Consider the following 20,947-nt stretch of genomic DNA (forward strand, 5'->3'; position numbering starts at 1 on the left):
TCCGCGGTGGTTCAGGGCCCGCGGCCCGCGCACGAGACTCGCGGTCCGGACGACGATGGCCCCTGATCCGCGTTTGCGCAGTTCAGGGGCCGTGTTCGACCGGTGGACGTGAAGGGACTCGAACCCCTGACCTCTCGCGTGTGAAGCGAACGCTCTAACCAACTGAGCTACACGTCCGGGCGCCCCACTCAACCGACAGACATCGGGGCGACGGAGGGAAACAATAGCCGCATCCACTCCCCTCGCGGTAATCGACCCGCCCAGACAGCATCCGGCTCATCCAGCGTCCGCGCGCCCTGGCGCGCCGGGCCCTCAGTCGATGCCGGGCAGCTGGCCGAGCAGGTCCTCGGCCCACTGCGGTACGAACGGCGGCACGCCACGCCACGCGAGGTAGCCCCACATGACGACCCACACCACCAGCACCGTCCCGAACGCGACGAGGCCTCGGACCCAGAGCGCCTGGTCGAGGATCCAGTCGTTCCACCGGCTGACGTGACGGCGCGCGAAGTCGAGCCAGCGCTGGGCGAACTCGAACTCGCTCGCGAGGATGAGCAGGCCGAAGAAGACCACGAGCCAGCCCGGGCCGGGCGCCGGCACCATGATGAGGCCGGCGACCGTGACGACCGCCCCGACGACGCCGACTGCAGTGCGCCACGCCAGGTGAGTCACGCGGTTCCGTCGCAGCCGCGCCCGCCAGGCCCAGCGGTCCTCGGCAGCGTCGAGAGTGAGGTTCGGGTCGGAGTAGTCGACCTGCTTCTCACGGTCGTCGCTCACGGGTCCAGGTCTGCTTCCCCGTTGGTGCGGAAGATCTCCTGCAGGGCGGTCGTCAGCGGGCGCTCCGCCGGGAGCTCGCGGTCGTCGACGGCATGGACCGGCAGGACGTCCTTGGTCGAGCTGGTGATGAAGACCTCGTCGGCCGTCGTGAGGACATCCAGGGGCAGCGTCTCCTCGCGCACGTCGAGACCTGCGGCCCTCCCCCACTCGATGACGAGCTCACGGGTGATGCCACGAAGGAGCCCCGACTCCGGAGGTGGGGTGAGCACGACGCCGTCCACGACGACGAAGACGTTGCTGCCTGTGCCCTCGCAGAGCTCGCCGCGGTTGTTGGCGAAGACCGCCTCGACAGCGCCGGCCTCCTTGGCCCGGGCCAGCGCGACGACGTTCTCGGCGTACGAGGTCGTCTTGAGCCCGACCACGGCCGAGCGCTCGTTCCGCGTCCACGGCATGACGGCAAGCTTGCCGCTGGGCGGGTTCGGCGGCTGCGGGGCCGCAAGGACGATGTACGTGAGCGAGGCGTCGTCGCGGTCCGAGCCAAGCGGCCCGAGGCCGCCCGTGACGCTGTACCGCACCCGCCCGAAGTCGATGGGTGGCCCGTCGAGGACAGCGGCGATCCCCTTGTCCACCAGCGTGAGATCCAGGGGCGGCAGGCCGAGCCCCCGTGCAGAGCGCTCGAGCCGCCGGTGATGGCGGGTCAGGGCGAACGGCTGCCCGCCCACGACCTTGGCGGTCTCGAAGACGCCGTCACCTACCGTGACACCGTGGTCGAGCGCCGAGACCGACGGCCCCGTCGGCTCCACGAGCTCACCGTTGACCCACACGCGAGTAGTCGTGCTCATGATCCCTTCCCCGGCTCATCCCATCGGGTCGGGGCGAGCCGACCTCATGGTGTCACAGTGCCTGCGGCGAGCCCGACGAGGCGGGCGGCCTTGAGCTCCGTCTCGGCCCACTCCCCCGCCGGGTCCGAATGCCACGTGACGCCGGCACCGGTGCCGAAGCGCAGCCAGCGCCGCCCGTCCTCGTCCCGCTCCGCCCAGAAGGTGCGAATCCCGACCGCGAGGGCGGCCTCGTCCCGGTCTGCGTCGACCCAGCCCACGGCGCCGCAGTAGGGACCCCGCGGCGACGCCTCGAGATCACGGATCGCCTTGAGCGCGCTCGACTTCGGCGCCCCGGACACCGATCCGGGCGGGTATGCGGCGGCGAACACCTCGGGCCACGCGACGTCATCGCGCATCCGTCCGCTCACCGTCGACACGAGATGGACGAGCCCCGGGTGCTGCTCGAACGCGCAGAGCTCGTCGACCGACACCGTGCCCGGCTCGCAGACCCCCGAGATGTCGTTGCGCATGAGGTCGACGATCATGACGTTCTCGGCGTAGTCCTTCGGGAGCATCTGCTCCGCTGTGGGGGCCGTGCCCTTGATCGGGCGGGTCACCAGCCGCCCATCACGTCGCGCTAGGAAGAGCTCCGGCGACGCGCTCACGACGTCGAGGCCGGCCGCCTCGCAGCGGATCCGGGCGGCATACGGTGCTGGGTTTCCTTGTCGGACAAGGGTGTCGAGCGCGTCGAGGTCCGCGTCGCCAGTGAGCTCGTGGCTGAGCACGCGGCATACGTTGACCTGGTAGACGATCCCCGAGGAGATGCGGTCGCGGACCTCGCGCACGGCGTCGACGTATGCCGTCCGGTCGAGAGAGGTGTGCCAGGTGCCACGCAGCGGCCCCCAGGTCGCGCCAGCTGGTTCGCCTGGTCCAGCCTTGACGTCGGCGAACCGGACCGCCGTGACGTCACCCTCGAAGGTGGCCACGACCGCCCAGAACCCCTCGCTGGAGATGGCTTCGAGCGCATCGGGACCATGGCGCACGTCGAGGACGTGGCAGGCGCGCCTGTCGGCGAAGCGGGCGTGGTCCACCCGCAGATACTAGTTCTGGGCGGCCAGCGCCTTCTCGATGTCGTCGGCCAGCCCGGCGGGCTCGGTCGACGGGGCGTACCGTGCGATGACCTTGCCATCACGGCCGACGAGGAACTTCGTGAAGTTCCACTTGATCTTCTTGCCGAGAAGGCCGCCCTTCTCCGACTTGAGCCACGTGAACAGCGGGTGCTCGTCGTCGCCGTTGACGTCCACCTTGGCGAACATCGGGAAGGTCACGCCGTAGTTCTTCTGGCAGAACTCGCCGATCTCCTCCTCGGTGCCCGGCTCCTGGGAGCCGAACTGGTTGCAGGGGAAGCCGAGCACCCGGAGGCCCTGCTCCTGGTAGGTGCGATAGAGCTGCTCGAGACCGGCGTACTGCGGAGTGAAGCCGCACGCGCTCGCCGTGTTGACGACGAGCACGACGTCACCGGAGTAGTCGGACAGTGACCGCTCCTCACCGTCGAGCGCCGTCGCCTTGAAGTCGCCGATAACAGCCACAGTGTCCTCCTTGGTCGGATACGACCATCATCGCCCAGGTCTGCCTCGACAGACGTCCCGGGGTGGGTGGGCCTGCGCTCAGCCGTCAGTCGCGTCGTCCTCGTCCGGCTCCGGTGGCGCCTGCCTTCCCTCGCGCTCGTCGCGGTCAGCCCACTCCAGCAGCGTGCTGAAGTCGAAGACGGCCTCGTCGATCCCTGTGTGCAGGTCCCCGAGCTCGGCGAAGCGCGCGGGCATCGTCCGGATCGTGAAGTCGTCCGGCTCGGCATCGTCGATCTCGTCCCAGCGAAGGGGCGCCGACACCGTCCCGGTCTTGTTGCCACGGACGCTGTACGCCGCCGCGATCGTGTGGTCGCGAGCGTTCTGGTTGTAGTCGACGAACAGGTCGTCCGGCGAGCGGTCCTTGCGCCACCAGGTCGTCGTGACCTCGTCGGGCAGGCGGCGCTCCACCTCACGGGCGAACGCCAGCGCGCCGCGCCGCACGTCTTTGAACCCGTAGTCCGGCTTGATCCGGACATACACGTGCATCCCCTTGCCGCCCGAGGTCTTGGGCCAGCCGACGGCGCCGATCTCGTCGAGGACCTCCTGCGCCACATGGGCGGCCCGTCGCACGCGGTCGAAGGGACAGCGGGGCATCGGGTCGAGGTCGATCCGCCACTCGTCGGGCTTCTCCGTGTCGGCGCGGCGGCTGTTCCACGGGTGGAACTCGACCGTCGACATCTGCACGGCCCAGATCACATCGGCGAGGCGCGTCACGCAGAGCTCGTCGGCGTGCAGACCGAATCGTGGGAAGTGCAGCCGCACCGTCTCGACCCACGGTGGCGCGCCCGCGGGCAGGCGCTTCTGGTGGACCTTCTGGCCCTCGACGCCTTTGGGGAACCGGTGCAGCATGCATGGCCGCTCGCGTAGCGCGTTGACGATGCCGGGGCCCACCGACAGGTAGTACTTCGCAAGGTCGAGCTTGGTCTCGCCGTGATCGGAGAAGTACACGCGATCAGGGTTGGTGAGCCGGACGTCGAAGCCCTCGACGTCGAGCTCGACGGACGGGCTGCTGCGCGCGGCTGCCATGGCCCCAGGCTACTGACGATGCCGACACTCTTCCGGCAACGCACTGCGTTCGGGCGTCGCCTCACATCGTGAGGACGGCCACCCCACTGAACGCACCGGCCGCGAGGTCGTCGAGAGCGCGGTCGGCGTCCTCGAAGGCATACTCGCGCACGCTGGCGCGCAGCCCGAGCGACCCGGCGAGGCGGAACAGCTCCTCGCCGTCCTGCCGGGTGTTCGCGGTGACCGAGGTCAGCCGCCGCTCACGGAACAGGTGGTCCTGGTAGACCAGCCCGGGGATGTCGCTGACGTGGATGCCGGCCGTGACGAGGGTGCCGCCCTGGTCGAGAGCGGCCAGGGCGACGGGCACCAGCTCACCCGCCGGCGCGAAGAGGATCGAGGCGTCGAGCGGCACCGGTGGCTTGCCGTCGGCCGCACCCGCCGAGGCAGCGCCGAGCTCCAGCGCCAGCCGCCGCGCGTCATCACCACGCGTCAGGACGTGGACCTCGGCTCCTTGCGCGATCGCCAGCTGTGCGGTGAGGTGAGCGCTCGCTCCGAAGCCGTAGATGCCGAGTCGTCCGCCGGGAGGCAGCTCGGCCCTTCGGAGCGCGCGGTACCCGATGATCCCCGCACACAGGAGCGGCGCGGCCTGCACGCTCGTGACCTCGTCGGGAATCCGGTAGGCATATGCAGCAGGCACCGTGGCCAAGCGCGCGTAGCCGCCGTCGGCATCCCACCCTGTGAACTTCGCTGCAGGACAGAGGTTCTCGCGACCACTGCGGCACCACCGGCACTCTCCACACGTGTGTCTCAGCCAGGCGATGCCGACTCGGTCGCCGGTCGCGAACCGCGTCGTGCCCGCACCCACCTCGACCACCCGACCGACGACCTCGTGGCCGGGCACGACGTGACGGAGGTGCTCGGGAAGGTCACCGTCCGTGACGTGGAGGTCCGTCCGGCATACCCCGCACACCTCGACCTTGACGAGCACGTCGTCGGGTGCGGGGCGCGGCACCGGCCGCTCGACCCGTCTGATCCGCTGCGGCCCGTCGTCGCCGACGCTTTCCCAGGCGGCCATCACCGTCGGGGCGGGTTGAGGGCTCATGGGACGAGAGTAGGCGCGGGTGCCGGGCTCCGGCTCCCGTCGGCCGGCTCATGACCCCCCCATGGTCGCCGGCACGGCGACGGCCCCGGTCACGTCGTGACCGGGGCCGGCTGCGGAGCGGACGACCGGGCTCGAACCGGCGACCTCAACCTTGGCAAGGTTGCGCTCTACCAACTGAGCTACGTCCGCGGGTCACCGCTGTGGCGGTGTGCGATGGAGAGAGTATCCGACGCGGAGCCGATCTGCACATCCGCCCACAGACCACGGTGGTCGGAGATCGGAAGTGCCTCCGCGCCACTTCCGCCCACCATGATTCCCGGGCCGAGAAGGATGTGGTCGATCTGCTCGGCCGGGACGTCCTGAGGGAAGGTGGGATGTGAGGCAGCCGGCTCGAGCCCGGTGATTCGATGCGCTCGGGCCGGCTCCATGTTGAGGTCGCCGACGAGAACAACGGGACCCGGCGTGCGGTCTAGGGCGCGGACCACGCGGCGCAGCTGTCGACCGTTCCACCACGACATGAAGGACAGATGCGTGTTGGCGACCGTCACCGGGCCCTCTGGGGTCTCGACTGTGGCCACCAAGGCCACGCGGGGCTCGTCGTGCACCAGGTAGATGCCATGCCTGCCCTTGAAACGCAGCGGGACCCTCACGGGGACGGGTTCGAGCCGGACCACCTCCCAGGTGCGCACCGGAAGCCGTGAGAGCAGGGCGATCCCGTATGCCGCGTCGTCCGGCTGCTCTGCCCCCGTCGCGGCGACCCAGGTCGCCCCCGGCGTGCCGGCGATCGCGGCGACGAAGCGGTGGTGATGCGCGCCCATGGCGACGGCGGCGACTGTCGTCAGGTCGCGGAACCCGGAGCGGCTCTGGTTCTGGTCCACCTCCTGGAGCGCCAGGATGTCCGGATCGAGGCGGCGCACCGACTCGGCCAGCCCAGACGGGTCGACGTGCTGGTCGCTGGGCACGCGGCCGTTGAGGATGTTGAAGGTGGCGACTCGCATGATCGTTGTCGTACCCCGTCGCCGGCCCGAGCCGCGATGACCGCGACCTTCAGGTGGCACCACGAACGGCTCTGAGCGGCATACCGGGTAAGCGCATTGCATGCAGGACTCCCCCCAGCGCGATCTCCGAGAGGCGCTCAAGACCGTGGCCGTGGCGCTCAAGTCGACCGGCATCCCGTTCGCGCTCATCGGGGGCTACGGGGTCTGGGCCCGCGGAGGTCCCGAGCCGAACCACGATGTCGACTTCCTCGTTGCCGCCGAGGACTCTCACCGGATCGCGCAGGCGCTCGCGGACTCCGGCCTCATGGTCGTTCAGCCGCCTGAGGACTGGCTCTTCAAGGTGTACGTCGACGACTCGCTCGTCGACGTGATCTCCCGTCCTGCCGGAGAGCCGGCCACCCGGATGGACGTCGAACGAGCCACGTCGATGGAGGTGCTCTCGGTGCAGATGCCGGTCCTGCCGGCCACCGACCTGGTCACTCACAAGCTCAACGCCTTGTCGGAGCACGACTGCGACCTGGCCGCCGTCATCCCCGTCGCGCGGTCGCTGCGGGAGCAGGTCGACTGGGACGTGGTCCGGCGCATGACCGACGGGAACGTGTTCGCGGCGGCGCTGCTCTTCGTGCTCGAGAGACTCGAGGTCATCGAAGGCGAGTCACAGTGATCGGGTTGAGGTCGAAGTACATGTTCGTCCGGCCGTCGCCGGGGGCGAAGAACACTCGCCCCGCATCGCCGATCCCGAGGGCCGACAGGTCCAGCCGGAAGGCGTACGGGTCCTTGGGATCGTCCGGGATGAGCCGGAAGCCTCGATAGAGCATGGGAACGGGACTGACGCACCGAAGGTGGAGCTGACCACGGCGGACGAACACCGTGGCCCCCGCGCCGAACATCATCCGGGCCCGGGCGTCGCTGGGTGGTCCAGGGAGTGGGTACCAGCCACAGAGGTCGTTCCACAGGTGAGGCTGCTGCGCGACACCGTTGGAGGGTCCCGCATCCTCGGCTCGGGCGGCGGTGGTCCGCAGCAGCAGGTCGAGGAGGCCACCGAGCTCTCCGGGGAGCCACAGCATCGCGTTGCGGGCACCGTTGGTGAAGGCCATGACGGCGAGGTGGTCGTTCGGTGCGACGAAGAACTGCGAGTTGAAGCCAGGTGCGATGCCCCCGTGCTCCACCAGGGCGTGGCCGCCCGCAGCGGATCGGAAGAAGGCCAGGCCCATCCCGGGCACCCGGGGGTCCGGCTGGTACTGCGGCTCGAACATCGCTTGCATCGTTTCGGGAGCGACGATCCGGCCGCGCTCGTTGGCGCCGCCGCCCATCAGGGCCGCGAGGTACGCCGCCATGTCGCGCGGCGTGGAGAAGGCGGCCGAGGCTCCCGGGGTGGTGAACTCGTAGTCGCGCACCGGTCTCGGCCCACGACGGCCCAGCGTGTACCCCGTGGCAAGCCGCTCGTCGACGGCGCGCGTGCGTGTCAGCGACGTGTCGGTCATGCCGAGCGGCGCGAACACGTTCGCCGCGAGGTGGTCGGCGAGGGGACGTCCCGACACGTCGGCGACGATCTGGCCCAGGGTCGCATAACCGTGGTCGGTGTACCGCCACCGGGTGCCGGGCTCGGCCACGACCCGAAGGCCACGTCCGTACCTCGAGGCCAGGGACGGGACCGGCCGGTCGGCCTTGACAACCTCACCGAACAGCGGCCTGAAGAGCCCGGTCGCGCTCGCGAGCTCGGGTATGCCGGACGTGTGGGTCAGCAGGTGACGCACCGTCGGCGGGGTGATCCCCGGCCGCACCGGCACGAGGCGGTAGCTGCGGAGGTACCGCTGCGCGGGGGCGTCGAGGTCCACGAGGCCGCGCTCCCACAGTTGTGCGATGGCCACTGCTGTGAAGGTCTTGGTGATGGAGGCGACACGGAAGACGGTGTCGGGAGTGATCGGGACCCGGGTCTTCAGGTCAGCCACGCCGTGTCCCCTGAAGTGGACGAGCTGCCCGTCGCGGACCACGCCGACCGCCAGGCCGACCGCGGCCCAGCGCGCGAGGGTCTCATCCACCCGGTCATCGACTGCCTTGGCGTCCTCGATCGCGATCCCGGCCATGATGCACCTCCCGTTCATTCCACCGTCTCACCCCTGACCGATCGAGCGTCCGGGCCCAAAGTCCCTGTCCCCGAGGACGGGCCGGTGGAACGGTGGCATCGAGTGGAGGCGTGTGTGCGGAGACGTGCGCACGGAGGCGTGGGTACGGAGGCGTCCGCATGGAACGCGTTCGCGTTGAAAGGGCCTCGGGCGACGAGCGGTTGAGCTCCGAGGACAAGGTCATGCTGTGGCCCGAGGCCCGGTGGCCACAGCACGTCGGTGCGCTCCTGATCCTCGATGGCGGTCCTTTGCTCGCTGACGATGGGCGGCTTCGGCTGGACGCGCTGCGACGCCAGGTCGACCAACGCCTGGACCACGTGCCGAGGCTGCGACAGCGCCTCGTCATGCCAGGGCCTGGCCGTGGGGGCCCTCGTTGGGTCCCGGACGCGCGTTTCGCAGTCGAGCGGCACGTGGATGCCGTCGGTGTGCCGGCACCCGGCGACACCGCCGTGCTGCTCGCTGTGGTCGAGCAGCTGCGCCGGCGTCCGCTTGACCACGGGAAGCCGCTCTGGGACCTGTGTTTCCTCACCGGCCTGGCCGATGGGCGGGTCGGGCTCCTGGCGCGTCTCCACCACGTGGTGGCCGACGGGATGGCCGGCATGGCGACGCTGTCGGCTCTTCTCGACGCCGAGGTCCGCGCGCCCGAGGGCGGCGTGCTCACTGAGCCAACAAGCGCGGCGCAGCACTCAGACTCCCGGCGGCCCCGGACGAGTGCGGTCGCGCGTCCGGCGGGCAGGGCCGGAACCAGCCCGTCGATCCCACGAGGGGCCGGCTCCCGGCGGCCCGCCGATGTCGCCCGGCCATTCCTGCGGCTGCTGGCCGGTCCGCACCCCGCGCGGACGAGCCTGGATCGGGTCGTCGGCCCCGACCGCACCCTGGCCGTGGTCAGGGTGCCGCTGGACCCGGTCCGCGGGACGGCTCGGGCGCACGGCGCGACGGTCAACGACATCCTGCTGACCGCAACTGCAGGAGCACTGCGCTGCCTCCTGCTCGCCCGCGGCGAGCCGACGCCGCGACTGCCTTGCTATGTCCCTGCGACCCTGCGACGGGAGGACGACCGGGACGGGGCTCGGGGCAACCTCCTCACCCAGCTTGTGGTTCCGCTCCCCCTCGGCGTCGAAGACCCGGCATACCGCCTGCGGGAGATCAGCCGCGCGTCGGCCGCCGCCAAGCACGCACCCCATCCCCCGCTCGGCGCGCTCGTGGGCAACCCGGTCGGCCGCCGGCTGCTGGTCGCTCTGCTCGACCGCAACCCGGTGAGCGTGACCACTGCAGACATCGTGGGTCCGGGCGCCCCGCGATGGTTCGCTGGGGCCCGGATCACGGACGTGTTCCCGCTGCTCCCGCTCATCGGCTCGGTCTCGGTCGGGGTCGGTGCGGTGTCGTATGCCGGCCGGCTCGACATCATGCTCGTCGCTGACGCCGACGCATGCCCCGACCTCGGAGTCGCTGCACAGGGACTGGGCCAGGACCTAGCCCGGCTTGGCATCGACGTGCTTCCCGACCGACTGTAGGGAGCTCCCGGAGCCCCCGGGGCGGCTGTCGCCAACCCGAGCGAGGGGCTGCGAACCGCTCGGGGGATCGGCCGCAGCCCCTCTGCCGACAACATCGCCGAGGGCGGCGGGCCGTTACGCCATACCGACCTGGGGTTGCCCCCGCGTTACCAGGTGGGCGCGCTCACCCCGGCCCAAACGGTCGAGCGAACGCCTCGTCGCATGGGTTGACCCCGTTCGGCGGACATCCTGACTGGTCAGGCCTTTGGTCTGGCAGGAGAGGATGCCCCGGAAGAGGGCGCCCCGCCGATGACCGACGAGTTCGAGAGCTGGTTTGCGCGGCGCGACTACGAAGCCGCCCGGCTGGCGGACAACCCGGAGGCGATGAGGCGGGCGTGGACCCGCGGGTCGCGTGAGGTGTCGCCGCGGATGCCGGACACGAGCCCGCGCGAGCGGCAGGAGGAAGAGCGATGACGGCGATGAGCCGTGGCGACAGGCCCCAGCGGGCCATCCGGCTCCCGGGAACATTGCGTCGAGTCTTGCGTAGTGCAATCATTGCTCTCACCAATGTTCTGGTATCTGAGGGCCACTCATGACCGCCACAGGCAGCCGCTCCCCCACCAACCGCGGGAACCGCACGAGCGAGGACCTGGACCAGCTCGTCACCGCTCTGCTGACCGCGTCCAGGGCGCTGGTCGGCGTCTCTGCCCGGTCCCTAGCGATGGTCGAGGACACCGTGACCCTGACCCAGTTCCGCACCCTGGTGGTGCTGGACGCGCATGGGCCCTCGACGCTCAACCGCCTCGCCGATCGGCTCCAGGTCAACGCATCCACCACGTTGCGCACGGTCGACCGGCTGATCGGCTCTGGCCTGGTGGACCGGCGGGAGAACACCGAGAACAGGCGTGAGGTCATCATCGAGCTGACGGATGCGGGTCGCCGACTGGTCGGCGAAGTGACAGAACGACGCCGGCGTGCGATCGCGCAGGTCGTAGACGCGATGCCGAGCCGACATCGCGTGCGGCTGGTGGAGGCTCTGGTCGCGTTCACCGAGGCGGCGGATGAACCACAGGCGTTCGGCGACTCGGCGACTCTTTTGGGGTGGTGATCGAACATGACACATGGTGGCGACGTTGACGTGGTGCGGCTCACGCGTCTCACCAAGACCTTCGGAGGCAATCGTGGGATCAGGGATGTCGACCTGGTGGTCCGACGGGGCCAGGTGTTCGGGTTTCTCGGCCCGAACGGCGCCGGGAAGTCGACCACCATCCGCCTGATCATGGGCCTGTACCGCCCGACCTCGGGTCGAGCGGAGGTGTTCGGCCTGGACACGGACGTGAAGGGCCCGCTGGTGCGGCGACAGATCGGCTACATCCCGGGTGAGCTGGCGTTCCACCCGAGGCTGACCGGTCGGGAGATTCTCGACCGGATCGCTCATCTGAGAGGTGGCGTCGAGCCCGCCCGGCGGGCGTGGCTGGAGGGCCGCTTCGAGGCGGAGCTGGACCGCCCGCTGCACACGCTGTCCAAGGGAAACCGGCAGAAGATCGGTATCGTCCAGGCGTTCATGCATGACCCTCAGCTGCTCGTGCTCGACGAGCCGACCTCGGGGCTCGATCCCTTGCTGCAGAAGGAGTTCGCCGACCTGCTGGAGGACTCGGTCGACCGCGGACGCAGTGTCTTCCTCTCATCGCACGACCTGGACGAGGTGCAACGCCTGGCCCATCAGGTGGCGATCATCCGCGAGGGCGGGATCGTCGCCGTCGACACGGTCCAGGGACTGCGCGCCCGCGCCCCGCGCACGATCGAACTGACCTTCCGGCAACCGGTAGGACCAACAGCGTTCAGCCACGTGCACGGTGCGCACGTGACGGCACACTCTGGCCGGAATGTGAGTCTCACCGTCGAGGGTGACCTCGGGCAGCTTCTTGCCGCCGCCGCCCGTCTGGACCCCGTCGAGATGACCGCACGTCCGGTCGACCTCGAAGAGCTGTTCCGCACCTTCTACGCCCAGAAGGAGGTGACCGTCGATGCCCACTGACATCGCCCGCCTCGACCTACGCATCCGACGGCGCGGCAGCGTCGGGATCACCCTCGGCTTCGCCGTGTATGCCGCCCTGATCGTCCTGCTGTACCCGACATTCCAACACGACACGGCGTTCGACGAGCTGACCCGCGACAACCCCACGGTCAGCGCCCTCTTCGGCGCGACCGGGTCACTCACCACCCCGGCCGGCTGGATGAACGCCAACCTGTTCGTGAACTTCGTCCCCCTGTTCGCGTTGCTCATGACCATCGGGTACGGCGCGGCGGCCATCGCGGGCCAGGACGAGGACGGCACCCTCTGGAGCGTCGCGAGCCTCCCGCTGACCCGCACCCGCGTCATCGTCGAGAAGATCGCGGTGACCGCGGTGCTGGCCCTGCCCGTGCCATTGGTCACCCTCGCCGCGTCGGTCGCCGGGCGCGGGTTCCACCTGGACCTCGACACCGGCGCCCTACTCGGCACCACCGTCGGGGCGATCCTGCTGGCCCTCGACTTCGGCCTGGTCGCTCTCGTTATCGGCGCCTGGACCGGCCGACGCGGTCTGGCGCTCGGCGTGGCCACGGCCGTTGCCACCGCGTCGTATGTCATCAGTGCACTCGCGCCCGTGGTGCCGTCGGTCGGCTCCGTTCGGCGGGCCTCCCTGTTCTACTGGGCCGTCGGAGCAAACCAGCTCGTCGATGGGCTTGATCCCTTCGCCATCGCGGTGCTCGCAGGCGTTGCACTAGGGCTCGCTGCCGGCGCCCTGGGAGCATTCCGGCGACTCGACATCCACTGACAGAGCGCCCAAGCATCGAACGCATTGGAAGGGGCAGGGTCGTGACCGGTGATGAACGGGCGGTCATCGTCGTAGGGGTCGACGGTTCGGACGCAAGCAGGGACGCGATCGTTCCAAGCGACGAACCGCTCACGCAAGTGGCACGGACCAGAGAGGGTAAGCACTACGACAACATTCGCATCGGCCCCTAGGAGCGATTGTCGGACTGCGCGCGGTGGCAGATCACGCCAGTCGTGTGGGGCGAGTCCCGCCTTGGCCGGCCTCCTGGCATCTGACGGGCCGTCAGGTCCCGCGCGGGAGGCGAAGAAGATCCAGCAGGGGCCGGTTGGGCCCCTGCTGGCGCCGGGAGCTGCCCTCGTGTGTAGAGCGGGTCAGGCGGACTGGTCCGTCGTCTCCCAGGTGACCCGGTAGCCGGACGCGTTCGGGCCGATGTTGACGTCGGACAGGACCGAGCCGCGGTGAGCTCGCTTCAAGATGGCGAAGACGCGGTCATCGTCGACGATCCAGCGCGGCACGAAGCCACCGAAGGATGTGAGCGGCGCGCCGGACGGCGTGCGGATGGTCGCGCGCACGAGCACCAGAGCCTCATCCGGCCCGGTCTCAGGCTCGACCATCATGCGCTCGAACAGCGTCAACGTGACCACGCTCCGCGACGATGGCCGAGCCTGCGCAGGCGGCGACCATAGCCGAGCCTGTAGCCCTCTTCCCAGGCCCTCGCGGCCGCGTCAGGCGGTGGCGCGTTGTCATCGAGGGCGTGCGCCACCCGCGCGATCACTGACGCCACGTCAGTCAAGAGCCACGCGACCCGGCAGCGTGTCTCCCAGAACCTCGGGATCGGTCCAGCCGGGATCGCCCGCTCGGGCCGCCTGACGACGTTGTGCATCATCGGTCTGACCCCTGGTCGGCACCGTCGCGGACGACCGTGACCGCTGAGCCGGACGACCAGACCCGCTGCGAGTGCTTCCTGCGCTTTGAACCTGAGAGGGTGCAGACACGCGGACGGACGCCGAGTCCCGCACGGCGACGCTGTGCCCGATCATCGGAGGCCCCCAGCGGCATGCTCCTTAGACAACGGATGTGGGCTGTGTCTCACTGCTGACCACTTCCGGATCCGCAGGAGCCGCCGTTCGTTGCACGGTTCGTTGCACGAAAACGGCCCCTGACTGCGTTTCCGCAGATCAGGGGCCGTTCTAGATGGTGGGCGATACTGGGTTTGAACCAGTGACCTCTTCCGTGTCAAGGAAGCGCGCTACCACTGCGCCAATCGCCCGGGGTTGTGCAACTCGGTGGTGCACACCGAGGTGGAGACGGGATTTGAACCCGTGTACGCGGCTTTGCAGGCCGCTGCCTCGCCTCTCGGCCACTCCACCGTGGAAGGCATCTGCCGTGCTCTGCCTCTCCGAGCGGACGACCGGGCTCGAACCGGCGACCTCAACCTTGGCAAGGTTGCGCTCTACCAACTGAGCTACGTCCGCGGAACACCAGCGGTGTAACTCCCCGCTCGCGCTTGGTAGACATTAGCCGATCGGTCTGCGAGATACAAAACCGGTGCCGGATGACGGGGCGACGCACCCAGCGGTGGGCTCGGGCAAGCCCCGAGAGCACCCACAGGGCCGGTCATCCGGACCCGGGAACATCCGGTCCCGCGGGGCCGCCGGGCTCGGTCGAGGTCCCTGCGGACATGGTGAACCTGCTGTGCCGTCGCTCGCGGAGCTGGACCGGCCAGAGCACGCGTGTGGCGGCGTTGAGACCGGCCCCGACGAGGATCGCGATGGCGAGGAAGTAGAGCCAGATGAGCAGTACGACCGGCGCGCTGAGCGGCCCGTAGATCGTCGAGCCGCCGAGAGAGGCTTCGAGCGACACCCGGACGACGTAGGACGCCAGGAGCCAGATCGCCATCGCGAGAAAGGCACCGGGCACATTGCGCCAGTACGGGCCTCGCCGCGGTGTGGAGACGTGGTACAGCGTCGTCAGCGCGAGAGCGCCGAAGAAGACCACCGCCGGCCAGTAGAAGATCCGGACGAAGCCGGCCTGGGGCGGCAGCCAGCTCCCGACGAGCTGAGGCCCGAGCAGCACGAGCGGGAGCAGCAGGATCCCTGCGATCGTGCTGACGGTGTAGAGGGACAGGCTCAGCAGCCGCAGTCGGACGATGCCACGAACGTCCTTCTGGCCGTACATGATCGACACGGTGTCGATGAACACGTTGAGGGCCCGAGAGCCCGACCAGAGGGACAGCAGGAACCCGACCGACACGAGCTCGGGGCGGCCGCGGCCGAGGACGTCGTCGATGGTCGGCACGAGCAGCTTGGTGATGCTGTCCTCTGTGAGGAAGCGTGCGGCATACGTCTGGATGGCGTTGACGACGTCGTTGACGGTGTCCGGCCCGACCCAGCCGCTGATGTAACCCAGGCCGCCGAAGAGTCCGAGCACGAGCGGCGGCAGGGACAGGAGCATGAAGAAGGCTGCCTCGGCCGCGAGGCCCGTGACGCGGTAGTCGAGGCAGATGTCGAACGTGCGCACGGTGAGGCGCGCCAGTGTCACCGCCCCCGGAATCCGCTCCAGGACGGCGCGCACCCTCTCCGTGACCGTCATCGCCCCCGAGGTTATCCGGGCGGCCTAGTCTCGGCGGGTGAGCACACACGAGGTGTCGAACCAAGCGCCGCCCTTCGTCGGGTACGACTTCTTCGCGACCGACCCGGCTCTCTCCGAGAACGTGAGGCGGTGGGTTCCCGCCCCTGGCGTGGCCGAGCTCGAGGCGCTCGGCCGCCTCGCGGGGACGGCCGAGGCCCAGACCCACGGTCGCCTCGCCGACACCAACCCGCCGGTTCTGCGGACGCACGACCCTAGCGGCAACCGGCTCGACGAGGTCGAGTTCCACCCGTCCTGGCACTGGCTCATGTCGCAGTCGGTCGCCGCGGGCCTCACCGCCGAGCCCTGGACCCAGCCAGCCGACGCTGGTGCGCACGTACGCCGCGCGGCCGGGTTCATGATGTGGTCCCGGGTGGAGGCCGGCCACGGCTGCCCGATCTCGATGACGTATGCCGCAGGGTCGGCCCTGCGACACGACGCGGGCCTGCGAGACCGCTGGCTCCCGAAGCTCGCGAGCCGGTCCTATGACTTCGGCATCCGCCCCGTCGAGGACAAGTCCGGCGCGATCGCCGGTATGGGCATGACCGAGAAGCAGGGCGGCTCCGACGTCCGCGCCAACACGACCCAGGCCGTCCCGATGTCCGACGGTCCGTTGCCCGGGGACGCCTACCGTCTCACCGGCCACAAGTGGTTCTGCTCAGCCCCGATGAGCGACATGTTCCTCATGCTCGCCCAGGCACCTGGTGGGCTGACCTGCTTCCACGTTCCACGGGCCCTCGACGACGGCCGCCGCAACGCGTTCGCGTTACAGCGGCTCAAGGACAAGCTCGGCAACCACTCGAACGCCTCGAGCGAGGTCGAGCTCGACGGCACGTGGGCCACCCGCCTCGGCGACGAGGGCCGCGGCGTCCGCACGATCATCGACATGGTCGGCGCGACCCGCCTCGACTGCATCCTCGGCTCGGCGGCGACGATGCGCGACGCCGTGGCCCGCGCCACGCACCACGCACGGCACCGTGCCGCCTTCGGGGCCCTGCTTGTCGACCAACCGCTCATGCGCAATGTCCTGGCCGACCTCGCGCTCGAGTCGGAGGCGGCGACCGTCCTCGGCCTTCGGCTCGCTCGCGCCTTTGACGAGGGGGACACGGACCTGGCGCGGCTCGGGGTCGCGGTGGGCAAGTTCTGGGTGTGCAAGCGCACCGCACCGGTCGTGGCGGAGGCGTTGGAGTGCCTCGGGGGCAACGGCTACGTCGAGGAGAACGGGCTGGCCCGGCTCTATCGGGAGGCACCGCTCAACTCGATCTGGGAAGGCTCGGGAAACGTCAACGCGCTCGATGTCGTGCGAGCCGTGACCCGTGAGCCGGCCAGCCTGGAGGCGCTGACCAAGGAGCTGCACATCGTGCGCGGACGGAGTGCGGAACTTGACGCCTACGTCGACTCCGCTGTCGCGCTAGCAGCATCGCTCGACGCCACGTCCCCATCGGCGGCGTTCGTGGCCCGTTCCGTCGTCGAGCGCCTGGCCGTCGCGTTCCAGGCGGTCCTGCTCGTCGAACACTCACCGGGGCCGGTTGCCGACGCGTTCGTGGCGAGCCGGATCTCCGGTCGGCGTGGAGGTGCCTTCGGGTCGCTCGACGTGGACCTCGCCGCCGCCACCGAGGACCTCATCGCCCGCGCGCTCTAGCACCGCAAGACCCTCGGTTGGAGGCACTGAGTCGGCGGGGTGGGCGACCCAACACCTCCACCCGAATACCTCGAACCGGCGGGGACGGGTCAGCTCTCGGCGAGACGGCGCTTCTCGACATCGACGTCGAAGTCCGCGGCCGGCCAGGGCAGGTCCATCTCCCGCAAGGCCTCGAGGACCAGCTGCTGGACGGCCAGACGCGCGTACCACTTGCGGTCCGCCGGGACGACGTACCACGGCGAGCCGACCGTCGAGGTGGTGTCGAACACGGCCTGGTAGGCGTCCATGTACTCGTCCCAGTGTGCGCGCTCGTCAACGTCCCTGGGGTTGTACTTCCAGTACTTGTCCGGGCGCTCGAGCCGCTCCAGCAACCGGGCCCGCTGCTCGTCGCGAGACAGGTGCAGCATCACCTTGATGACCTGCGTGCCAGAGGACTCGACCTCGCGCTCGAACGCGTTGATCTGGGCGTAGCGCTGAGACCAGACGGACTCCGGCACGAGCTGGTGGACGCGCACGACGAGCACGTCCTCGTAGTGCGACCGGTCGAAGACCCCCAGCTGTCCCGGCTTCGGCAGGGCCTTCTCGATCCGCCACAGGAAGTCGTGGGAGCGCTCCTCCTCGGTGGGAGCCTTGAAGGCCGTCGCTCGGACCCCCTCCGGGTTGATGGAGACGACGTGCTTCATGATGCCGCCCTTGCCGGCGGTGTCCATGCCCTGCACGACGAGCAGCAGCGCGCGCTCGGACCCGACCGTCGACCCGGCGTACAGCCGCTCGAGCAGGTCGGCGAACTCGTCGTGCGCCGCCTCGAGGGCAGCCTCACCGTCGGACTTGTCGCCGTCGAACGCGGGCGTGCCCGACAGGTCGACATCCGCGAGAAGGAACTCGGGGCCGACGCGCAGCGCGTCACCGAAACCGCCCAGGCGAGCACCGTCGTCGACAACCGCCGCCCGCGCCTCCTCGAGCTTCTTGGCCTTCTTCTTCGCCTTCTTCTTCTCGTCCTTGCTGCCCATGCGGTCATCCTGCCGGAATGCGGTGCGCAAGAGCGGGATCCAGCGGACACTGTCCGCATGCGTCTGCTCGTTCCCGGCTCTACCGGTATCCCCCCACTACGCGAGCTCGACGACGCGACGGTCTTCGCGGCATACGCCCCTCCCCGGGCGTCGTGGCTCCGGAGCAACATGGTCAGCACGCTCGACGGGTCGGTGACGGGCGCGGACGAGCGATCCGGCTCCATCAACAACGCGGCTGACCGCCTCGTCTTCGAGGCCCTTCGGGCGTGGTCCCACGCGGTCGTCGTCGGCGCGGGAACCCTTCGGGCAGAGCGGTATACGCCGATCTCCGTCGACGACAGGTGGCGCGCGCTGCGCGCAGCCCAGGGTCTCCCACCCGCCTTGCCGATCGTCGCGGTCAGCAACTCGGGTGAGCTGCCACCTCGTCTGGAGGGGGTGCGTGACGGGTCCGTGGTCCTCGCGACGCACGGGTCGGCTGCGGGGCTGAAGCAATCGGCGGGCTCCATCGGCGACGACAACGTGATCCTGTGCGGCAGTGAGGCCGTCGACCTCGGCGAGCTGGTCCAGGCGCTGCATGACCGCGGATGGACGCGGCTGCTCGCAGAGGGAGGCCCGTCTCTGCTCTCCGCCCTGCTCCGCGACGGCCTCCTCGACGAGCTCTGCTTCACGATCGTCCCCGCGGTCGTCGGGGGCCACCATCCGCGACCCCTCGGCGGTCAGGACGTGCCGGCCGACCTGCACCTCGAGCTGCTCGCGGAGCAGGACGGCACGTTGCTCGGCCGGTGGCTCACAGGCCGCTGACGAACTCCCGCAGGACCCGCTCCCACCGGGTGCTGTCGAAGTTCCACTCGCGGCAGTGCCGGGCGACCTGCCAGCGCTCGAACCGGACGATGTCCGGACGCCGCCCGGCGAGCGCGACGGCGGGACCGATGGGCACGAAGTCGTCGCCGTCGGAGTGGATGACGAGCATCGGGTGACGCAGCTCGCCCGCCCGCGCCACCCAGTCGGTCCTCGCGACGTCGATCGGCTCCCGGACGCCCACGATCCTGCGGCTGCGCGAGGAGCCCATGAGGTCGGTTGCGACGTGCACCAGCGGCCTCGGGACGCGGTGCAAACGGCCGTGGTGCCGCAGCACGACTCCCCAGTCGATGACCGCCGAGTCGAGCACGACGCCCGCCACGCGGTCTGCCAGCGGCGAGCGGTCCACTGCCTGCAGGACGACCGCGCCGCCCATGGACCAGCCCAGCAGCACGATCCGTCGGGCTCCGTGGGACACGGCGTACGCCATGGCGGCCTCGACGTCGCGCCACTCCGAGAGGCCCAGGTTGTAGCGCCCGTCCGGCCCCTTCGGGGCGTCGCGGTCGTTGCGGTATGCCGTCACCAGGCTCGTCCAGCCGGCTTCACGAAGCACGGGGACCGCCCGCAGTGTCTCCTCCCGGCGCGCGCCACGGCCGTGCACGAGCACGGCCCAGTCCCGCCCGCGACCACGGCCCGCCGGACGCACGAGCCAGCCCGGCAGCGGACCGACGTCGGACAGCACCGAGACGTCCTGGTCGGGAATGTCCAGGCTGACCGAGGGGCGGTCCCAGTAGTAGTACTGGTTCCATCGCGCGGGGCCCACGTCCAGAGCTCCCCGGTCGACGGCGATGAGGCGGCGCGTCACCGACTCGGCGTCCTGCCCCACGATCTCCCCCACCCGAGCGTGACCCAGCCCGCCGTTCAGCCAGACGCCGTACCGTCCCGGCACCACCGGGTCAGGCCCCGCTGCGAACGTCACCGTCTGGTCGTCGTGCCCGAGCACGACGACATCATCGGGTTGGAGCTCGTCGGGGGTGAGTATCCGCCTCGCGAAGTAGGCTGCCGCCGCGACCGACCCGGTAGCGGCACCCAGCAGCGATCCGGTGCCCGCGGCAGCAGCTACCAGCACCGGACGCGACACGATCCTGCGCCAACGCACGGACACATCGTCGCAAAGCCTGTCCTGCGCCGTGGGACTGTCCGGGCACAAAGCGACCGCACCTGACGTTGGTCTGGACATGAGTGACAAGAGCACGACCCCGAAGCCGTATGCCGTGCAGCGCACCGACGAGGAGTGGCGGGCCGCCCTCAGCCCGGACGAGTACCACGTCCTGCGTCAGGCCGGCACCGAGCGCGCCTTCACGGGCGAGTACACCGACACCAAGACCCACGGCGTCTACGCCTGCCGCGCCTGCGGGGCCGAGCTGTTCCGCAGCGACACGAAGTTCGAGTCGCACTGCGGGTGGCCGTCCTTCTACTCGCCGCTGGCCGGCGACTCCGTCGAGTACATCGAGGACCGGACCTTCGGGATGCGCCGGGTCGAGGTCCGATGCGCCAGCTGCGGCTCTCACCTGGGTCACGTCTTCGAGGGCGAGGGCTACGACACGCCCACCGACCAGCGCTACTGCATCAACTCGATCTCGCTCCGCCTCGAGCCTGACGAGGACACCGCTCCGACCGCATAGATACCGCATAGATTTGGAGCATGGCGGACGACGGCGACATCCGGATCGGCACCGAGGAGCGTGACGAGGCGCTGGCCGCACTCGCCGTGCACCGGGACGCGGGGCGCCTCGACGCGTTCGAGTACGAGGACCGGCGCGGCAAGGCGGTCGACGCGGTGACGAAGCGCGACCTGACGGCGCTGTTCACAGACCTGCCCGAGCCCCGGCCGAAGCTGGCCGGGACCCGGTCCAGCGCCGGCGCAGGCGTCGCCCAGCGACCTGCCGGCCCCGTGGCTGCGCGACGGCACCGGAAGCTCGGTCAGACGATTGCCAGCCTGTCGCCGTTCATCGCGCTGGCGGCGTTCGCCGTCACCCGGTCGTGGCTCGCCTTCCTGCTCATCCCGGTGCTGGCGATCATCGGCAACGCCATCGACGACTGAGC

General features: G+C 69.9%; 22 protein-coding genes and 5 tRNA genes. 10 read left to right on the forward strand and 17 right to left on the reverse strand.

Annotated features, from left to right (window positions below; genetic code table 11):
* Positions 1 to 103 precede the first annotated feature (103 nt).
* The 9 genes from ACWEOW_RS03300 to ACWEOW_RS03340 form a co-directional block, all read right to left on the reverse strand.
* Positions 104 to 177, reverse strand: a tRNA-Val gene (locus tag ACWEOW_RS03300).
* Positions 178 to 312: 135 nt separating this feature from the next.
* Complete coding sequence (locus ACWEOW_RS03305) at positions 313 to 774, reverse strand: TIGR02611 family protein (protein ID WP_452267730.1); 462 nt, start codon at positions 772 to 774, stop codon at positions 313 to 315.
* Positions 771 to 1,616 carry an aminotransferase class IV gene (locus tag ACWEOW_RS03310; protein WP_452267731.1) on the reverse strand — a complete coding sequence of 282 codons (846 nt, stop codon included), beginning with the start codon at positions 1,614 to 1,616 and terminating at the stop codon, positions 771 to 773. The genes ACWEOW_RS03305 and ACWEOW_RS03310 overlap by 4 nt, the downstream gene beginning before the upstream one ends.
* 44 nt (positions 1,617 to 1,660) lie before the next feature.
* Positions 1,661 to 2,686 carry a chorismate-binding protein gene (locus ACWEOW_RS03315; RefSeq protein WP_452267732.1) on the reverse strand — a complete coding sequence of 342 codons (1,026 nt, stop codon included), beginning with the start codon at positions 2,684 to 2,686 and terminating at the stop codon, positions 1,661 to 1,663.
* A 9-nt stretch (positions 2,687 to 2,695) separates the two neighbouring features.
* Positions 2,696 to 3,184: a glutathione peroxidase gene (locus tag ACWEOW_RS03320; RefSeq protein WP_452267733.1), complete on the reverse strand. Its 489-nt coding sequence runs from the start codon at positions 3,182 to 3,184 to the stop codon at positions 2,696 to 2,698.
* 78 nt (positions 3,185 to 3,262) lie between these two features.
* Positions 3,263 to 4,249, reverse strand: a complete 987-nt coding sequence (gene ligD, locus ACWEOW_RS03325) for a non-homologous end-joining DNA ligase (RefSeq protein WP_452267734.1) — start codon at positions 4,247 to 4,249, stop codon at positions 3,263 to 3,265.
* A gap of 61 nt (positions 4,250 to 4,310) precedes the next feature.
* A complete protein-coding gene (locus ACWEOW_RS03330; protein WP_452267735.1) occupies positions 4,311 to 5,330 on the reverse strand; it encodes a zinc-dependent alcohol dehydrogenase family protein in 1,020 nt (339 codons plus the stop codon).
* Between the two features lie 116 nt (positions 5,331 to 5,446).
* A tRNA-Gly gene (locus tag ACWEOW_RS03335) sits at positions 5,447 to 5,519 on the reverse strand.
* On the reverse strand, positions 5,510 to 6,328 hold the full coding sequence (locus tag ACWEOW_RS03340; RefSeq protein WP_452267736.1) for an endonuclease/exonuclease/phosphatase family protein: 819 nt from the start codon (positions 6,326 to 6,328) through the stop codon (positions 5,510 to 5,512). The genes ACWEOW_RS03335 and ACWEOW_RS03340 overlap by 10 nt, the downstream gene beginning before the upstream one ends.
* Before the next feature lie 100 nt (positions 6,329 to 6,428).
* Between ACWEOW_RS03340 and ACWEOW_RS03345 the strand changes: the two genes are divergently transcribed.
* A complete protein-coding gene (locus ACWEOW_RS03345) occupies positions 6,429 to 6,992 on the forward strand; it encodes a hypothetical protein (RefSeq protein ID WP_452267737.1) in 564 nt (187 codons plus the stop codon).
* Here the strand turns inward: ACWEOW_RS03345 and ACWEOW_RS03350 are convergent.
* On the reverse strand, positions 6,970 to 8,415 hold the full coding sequence (locus tag ACWEOW_RS03350; RefSeq protein ID WP_452267738.1) for a serine hydrolase domain-containing protein: 1,446 nt from the start codon (positions 8,413 to 8,415) through the stop codon (positions 6,970 to 6,972). The genes ACWEOW_RS03345 and ACWEOW_RS03350 overlap by 23 nt on opposite strands.
* A gap of 158 nt (positions 8,416 to 8,573) precedes the next feature.
* Here ACWEOW_RS03350 and ACWEOW_RS03355 point away from each other — a divergent pair, with 158 nt between their 5' ends.
* The 5 genes from ACWEOW_RS03355 to ACWEOW_RS03375 all read left to right on the forward strand — a co-directional run bounded on the left by ACWEOW_RS03355 (position 8,574) and on the right by ACWEOW_RS03375 (position 12,763).
* Positions 8,574 to 9,968 carry a wax ester/triacylglycerol synthase domain-containing protein gene (locus tag ACWEOW_RS03355; protein ID WP_452267739.1) on the forward strand — a complete coding sequence of 465 codons (1,395 nt, stop codon included), beginning with the start codon at positions 8,574 to 8,576 and terminating at the stop codon, positions 9,966 to 9,968.
* A 288-nt stretch (positions 9,969 to 10,256) separates the two neighbouring features.
* Positions 10,257 to 10,421 (forward strand): hypothetical protein, encoded by a 165-nt coding sequence (locus ACWEOW_RS03360; RefSeq protein ID WP_452267740.1) that lies wholly within the window; start codon positions 10,257 to 10,259, stop codon positions 10,419 to 10,421.
* A 118-nt stretch (positions 10,422 to 10,539) separates the two neighbouring features.
* Entirely contained in the window at positions 10,540 to 11,055 is a 516-nt protein-coding gene (locus ACWEOW_RS03365) for a MarR family winged helix-turn-helix transcriptional regulator (protein WP_452267741.1), read from the forward strand.
* A 6-nt stretch (positions 11,056 to 11,061) separates the two neighbouring features.
* Positions 11,062 to 11,985, forward strand: coding sequence for an ABC transporter ATP-binding protein (locus ACWEOW_RS03370; protein WP_452267742.1), 924 nt, complete (start codon positions 11,062 to 11,064; stop codon positions 11,983 to 11,985).
* Positions 11,975 to 12,763, forward strand: coding sequence for an ABC transporter permease (locus ACWEOW_RS03375; RefSeq protein WP_452267743.1), 789 nt, complete (start codon positions 11,975 to 11,977; stop codon positions 12,761 to 12,763). The genes ACWEOW_RS03370 and ACWEOW_RS03375 overlap by 11 nt, the downstream gene beginning before the upstream one ends.
* A 371-nt stretch (positions 12,764 to 13,134) precedes the next feature.
* On the opposite strand, the gene ACWEOW_RS03380 is transcribed toward ACWEOW_RS03375, so the two are convergent.
* The 5 genes from ACWEOW_RS03380 to ACWEOW_RS03400 form a co-directional block, all read right to left on the reverse strand.
* The gene (locus ACWEOW_RS03380; RefSeq protein ID WP_452267744.1) at positions 13,135 to 13,407 is read right to left on the reverse strand and encodes a hypothetical protein; all 273 of its coding nucleotides are present in this window, start codon (positions 13,405 to 13,407) and stop codon (positions 13,135 to 13,137) included.
* Positions 13,408 to 13,958: 551 nt separating this feature from the next.
* Positions 13,959 to 14,033: transfer RNA gene (locus ACWEOW_RS03385), tRNA-Val, on the reverse strand.
* 29 nt (positions 14,034 to 14,062) lie between these two features.
* A tRNA-Cys gene (locus ACWEOW_RS03390) sits at positions 14,063 to 14,133 on the reverse strand.
* A gap of 32 nt (positions 14,134 to 14,165) precedes the next feature.
* A tRNA-Gly gene (locus ACWEOW_RS03395) sits at positions 14,166 to 14,238 on the reverse strand.
* A 142-nt stretch (positions 14,239 to 14,380) separates the two neighbouring features.
* A complete protein-coding gene (locus ACWEOW_RS03400) occupies positions 14,381 to 15,355 on the reverse strand; it encodes a YihY/virulence factor BrkB family protein (protein WP_452267745.1) in 975 nt (324 codons plus the stop codon).
* Positions 15,356 to 15,392: 37 nt separating this feature from the next.
* Between ACWEOW_RS03400 and ACWEOW_RS03405 the strand changes: the two genes are divergently transcribed.
* Complete coding sequence (locus ACWEOW_RS03405; RefSeq protein WP_452267746.1) at positions 15,393 to 17,033, forward strand: acyl-CoA dehydrogenase family protein; 1,641 nt, start codon at positions 15,393 to 15,395, stop codon at positions 17,031 to 17,033.
* An 89-nt stretch (positions 17,034 to 17,122) separates the two neighbouring features.
* On the opposite strand, the gene ACWEOW_RS03410 is transcribed toward ACWEOW_RS03405, so the two are convergent.
* Positions 17,123 to 18,043, reverse strand: coding sequence for a PPK2 family polyphosphate kinase (locus ACWEOW_RS03410; RefSeq protein ID WP_452267747.1), 921 nt, complete (start codon positions 18,041 to 18,043; stop codon positions 17,123 to 17,125).
* Positions 18,044 to 18,100: 57 nt separating this feature from the next.
* Between ACWEOW_RS03410 and ACWEOW_RS03415 the strand changes: the two genes are divergently transcribed.
* Positions 18,101 to 18,844, forward strand: coding sequence for a dihydrofolate reductase family protein (locus ACWEOW_RS03415; RefSeq protein WP_452267748.1), 744 nt, complete (start codon positions 18,101 to 18,103; stop codon positions 18,842 to 18,844).
* On the opposite strand, the gene ACWEOW_RS03420 is transcribed toward ACWEOW_RS03415, so the two are convergent.
* Complete coding sequence (locus ACWEOW_RS03420; protein ID WP_452267749.1) at positions 18,831 to 20,000, reverse strand: alpha/beta hydrolase family protein; 1,170 nt, start codon at positions 19,998 to 20,000, stop codon at positions 18,831 to 18,833. The genes ACWEOW_RS03415 and ACWEOW_RS03420 overlap by 14 nt on opposite strands.
* A 79-nt stretch (positions 20,001 to 20,079) precedes the next feature.
* Here ACWEOW_RS03420 and msrB point away from each other — a divergent pair, with 79 nt between their 5' ends.
* The gene (msrB, locus tag ACWEOW_RS03425) at positions 20,080 to 20,526 is read left to right on the forward strand and encodes a peptide-methionine (R)-S-oxide reductase MsrB (protein ID WP_452267750.1); all 447 of its coding nucleotides are present in this window, start codon (positions 20,080 to 20,082) and stop codon (positions 20,524 to 20,526) included.
* Between the two features lie 20 nt (positions 20,527 to 20,546).
* On the forward strand, positions 20,547 to 20,945 hold the full coding sequence (locus tag ACWEOW_RS03430) for a DUF1707 SHOCT-like domain-containing protein (protein ID WP_452267751.1): 399 nt from the start codon (positions 20,547 to 20,549) through the stop codon (positions 20,943 to 20,945).
* Positions 20,946 to 20,947: the final 2 nt, after the last annotated feature.

It is taken from the genome of Monashia sp. NPDC004114 (assembly GCF_053603855.1).

Bases quoted from the DNA above. Each gene is read 5' to 3' on its own strand.
- ACWEOW_RS03375 (WP_452267743.1), top strand. From the start codon at position 11,975: ATGCCCACTGACATCGCCCGCCTCGACCTACGCATCCGACGGCGCGGC.
- ACWEOW_RS03415 (WP_452267748.1), top strand. From the start codon at position 18,101: ATGCGTCTGCTCGTTCCCGGCTCTACCGGTATCCCCCCACTACGCGAG.
- ACWEOW_RS03355 (WP_452267739.1), top strand. From the start codon at position 8,574: ATGGAACGCGTTCGCGTTGAAAGGGCCTCGGGCGACGAGCGGTTGAGC.
- ACWEOW_RS03410 (WP_452267747.1), bottom strand. From the start codon at position 18,043: ATGGGCAGCAAGGACGAGAAGAAGAAGGCGAAGAAGAAGGCCAAGAAG.
- ACWEOW_RS03330 (WP_452267735.1), bottom strand. From the start codon at position 5,330: ATGAGCCCTCAACCCGCCCCGACGGTGATGGCCGCCTGGGAAAGCGTC.
- ACWEOW_RS03340 (WP_452267736.1), bottom strand. From the start codon at position 6,328: ATGCGAGTCGCCACCTTCAACATCCTCAACGGCCGCGTGCCCAGCGAC.
- ACWEOW_RS03400 (WP_452267745.1), bottom strand. From the start codon at position 15,355: ATGACGGTCACGGAGAGGGTGCGCGCCGTCCTGGAGCGGATTCCGGGG.
- msrB (WP_452267750.1), top strand. From the start codon at position 20,080: ATGAGTGACAAGAGCACGACCCCGAAGCCGTATGCCGTGCAGCGCACC.
- ACWEOW_RS03310 (WP_452267731.1), bottom strand. From the start codon at position 1,616: ATGAGCACGACTACTCGCGTGTGGGTCAACGGTGAGCTCGTGGAGCCG.
- ACWEOW_RS03430 (WP_452267751.1), top strand. From the start codon at position 20,547: ATGGCGGACGACGGCGACATCCGGATCGGCACCGAGGAGCGTGACGAG.
- ligD (WP_452267734.1), bottom strand. From the start codon at position 4,249: ATGGCAGCCGCGCGCAGCAGCCCGTCCGTCGAGCTCGACGTCGAGGGC.
- ACWEOW_RS03350 (WP_452267738.1), bottom strand. From the start codon at position 8,415: ATGGCCGGGATCGCGATCGAGGACGCCAAGGCAGTCGATGACCGGGTG.
- ACWEOW_RS03370 (WP_452267742.1), top strand. From the start codon at position 11,062: ATGACACATGGTGGCGACGTTGACGTGGTGCGGCTCACGCGTCTCACC.
- ACWEOW_RS03345 (WP_452267737.1), top strand. From the start codon at position 6,429: ATGCAGGACTCCCCCCAGCGCGATCTCCGAGAGGCGCTCAAGACCGTG.
- ACWEOW_RS03365 (WP_452267741.1), top strand. From the start codon at position 10,540: ATGACCGCCACAGGCAGCCGCTCCCCCACCAACCGCGGGAACCGCACG.
- ACWEOW_RS03360 (WP_452267740.1), top strand. From the start codon at position 10,257: ATGACCGACGAGTTCGAGAGCTGGTTTGCGCGGCGCGACTACGAAGCC.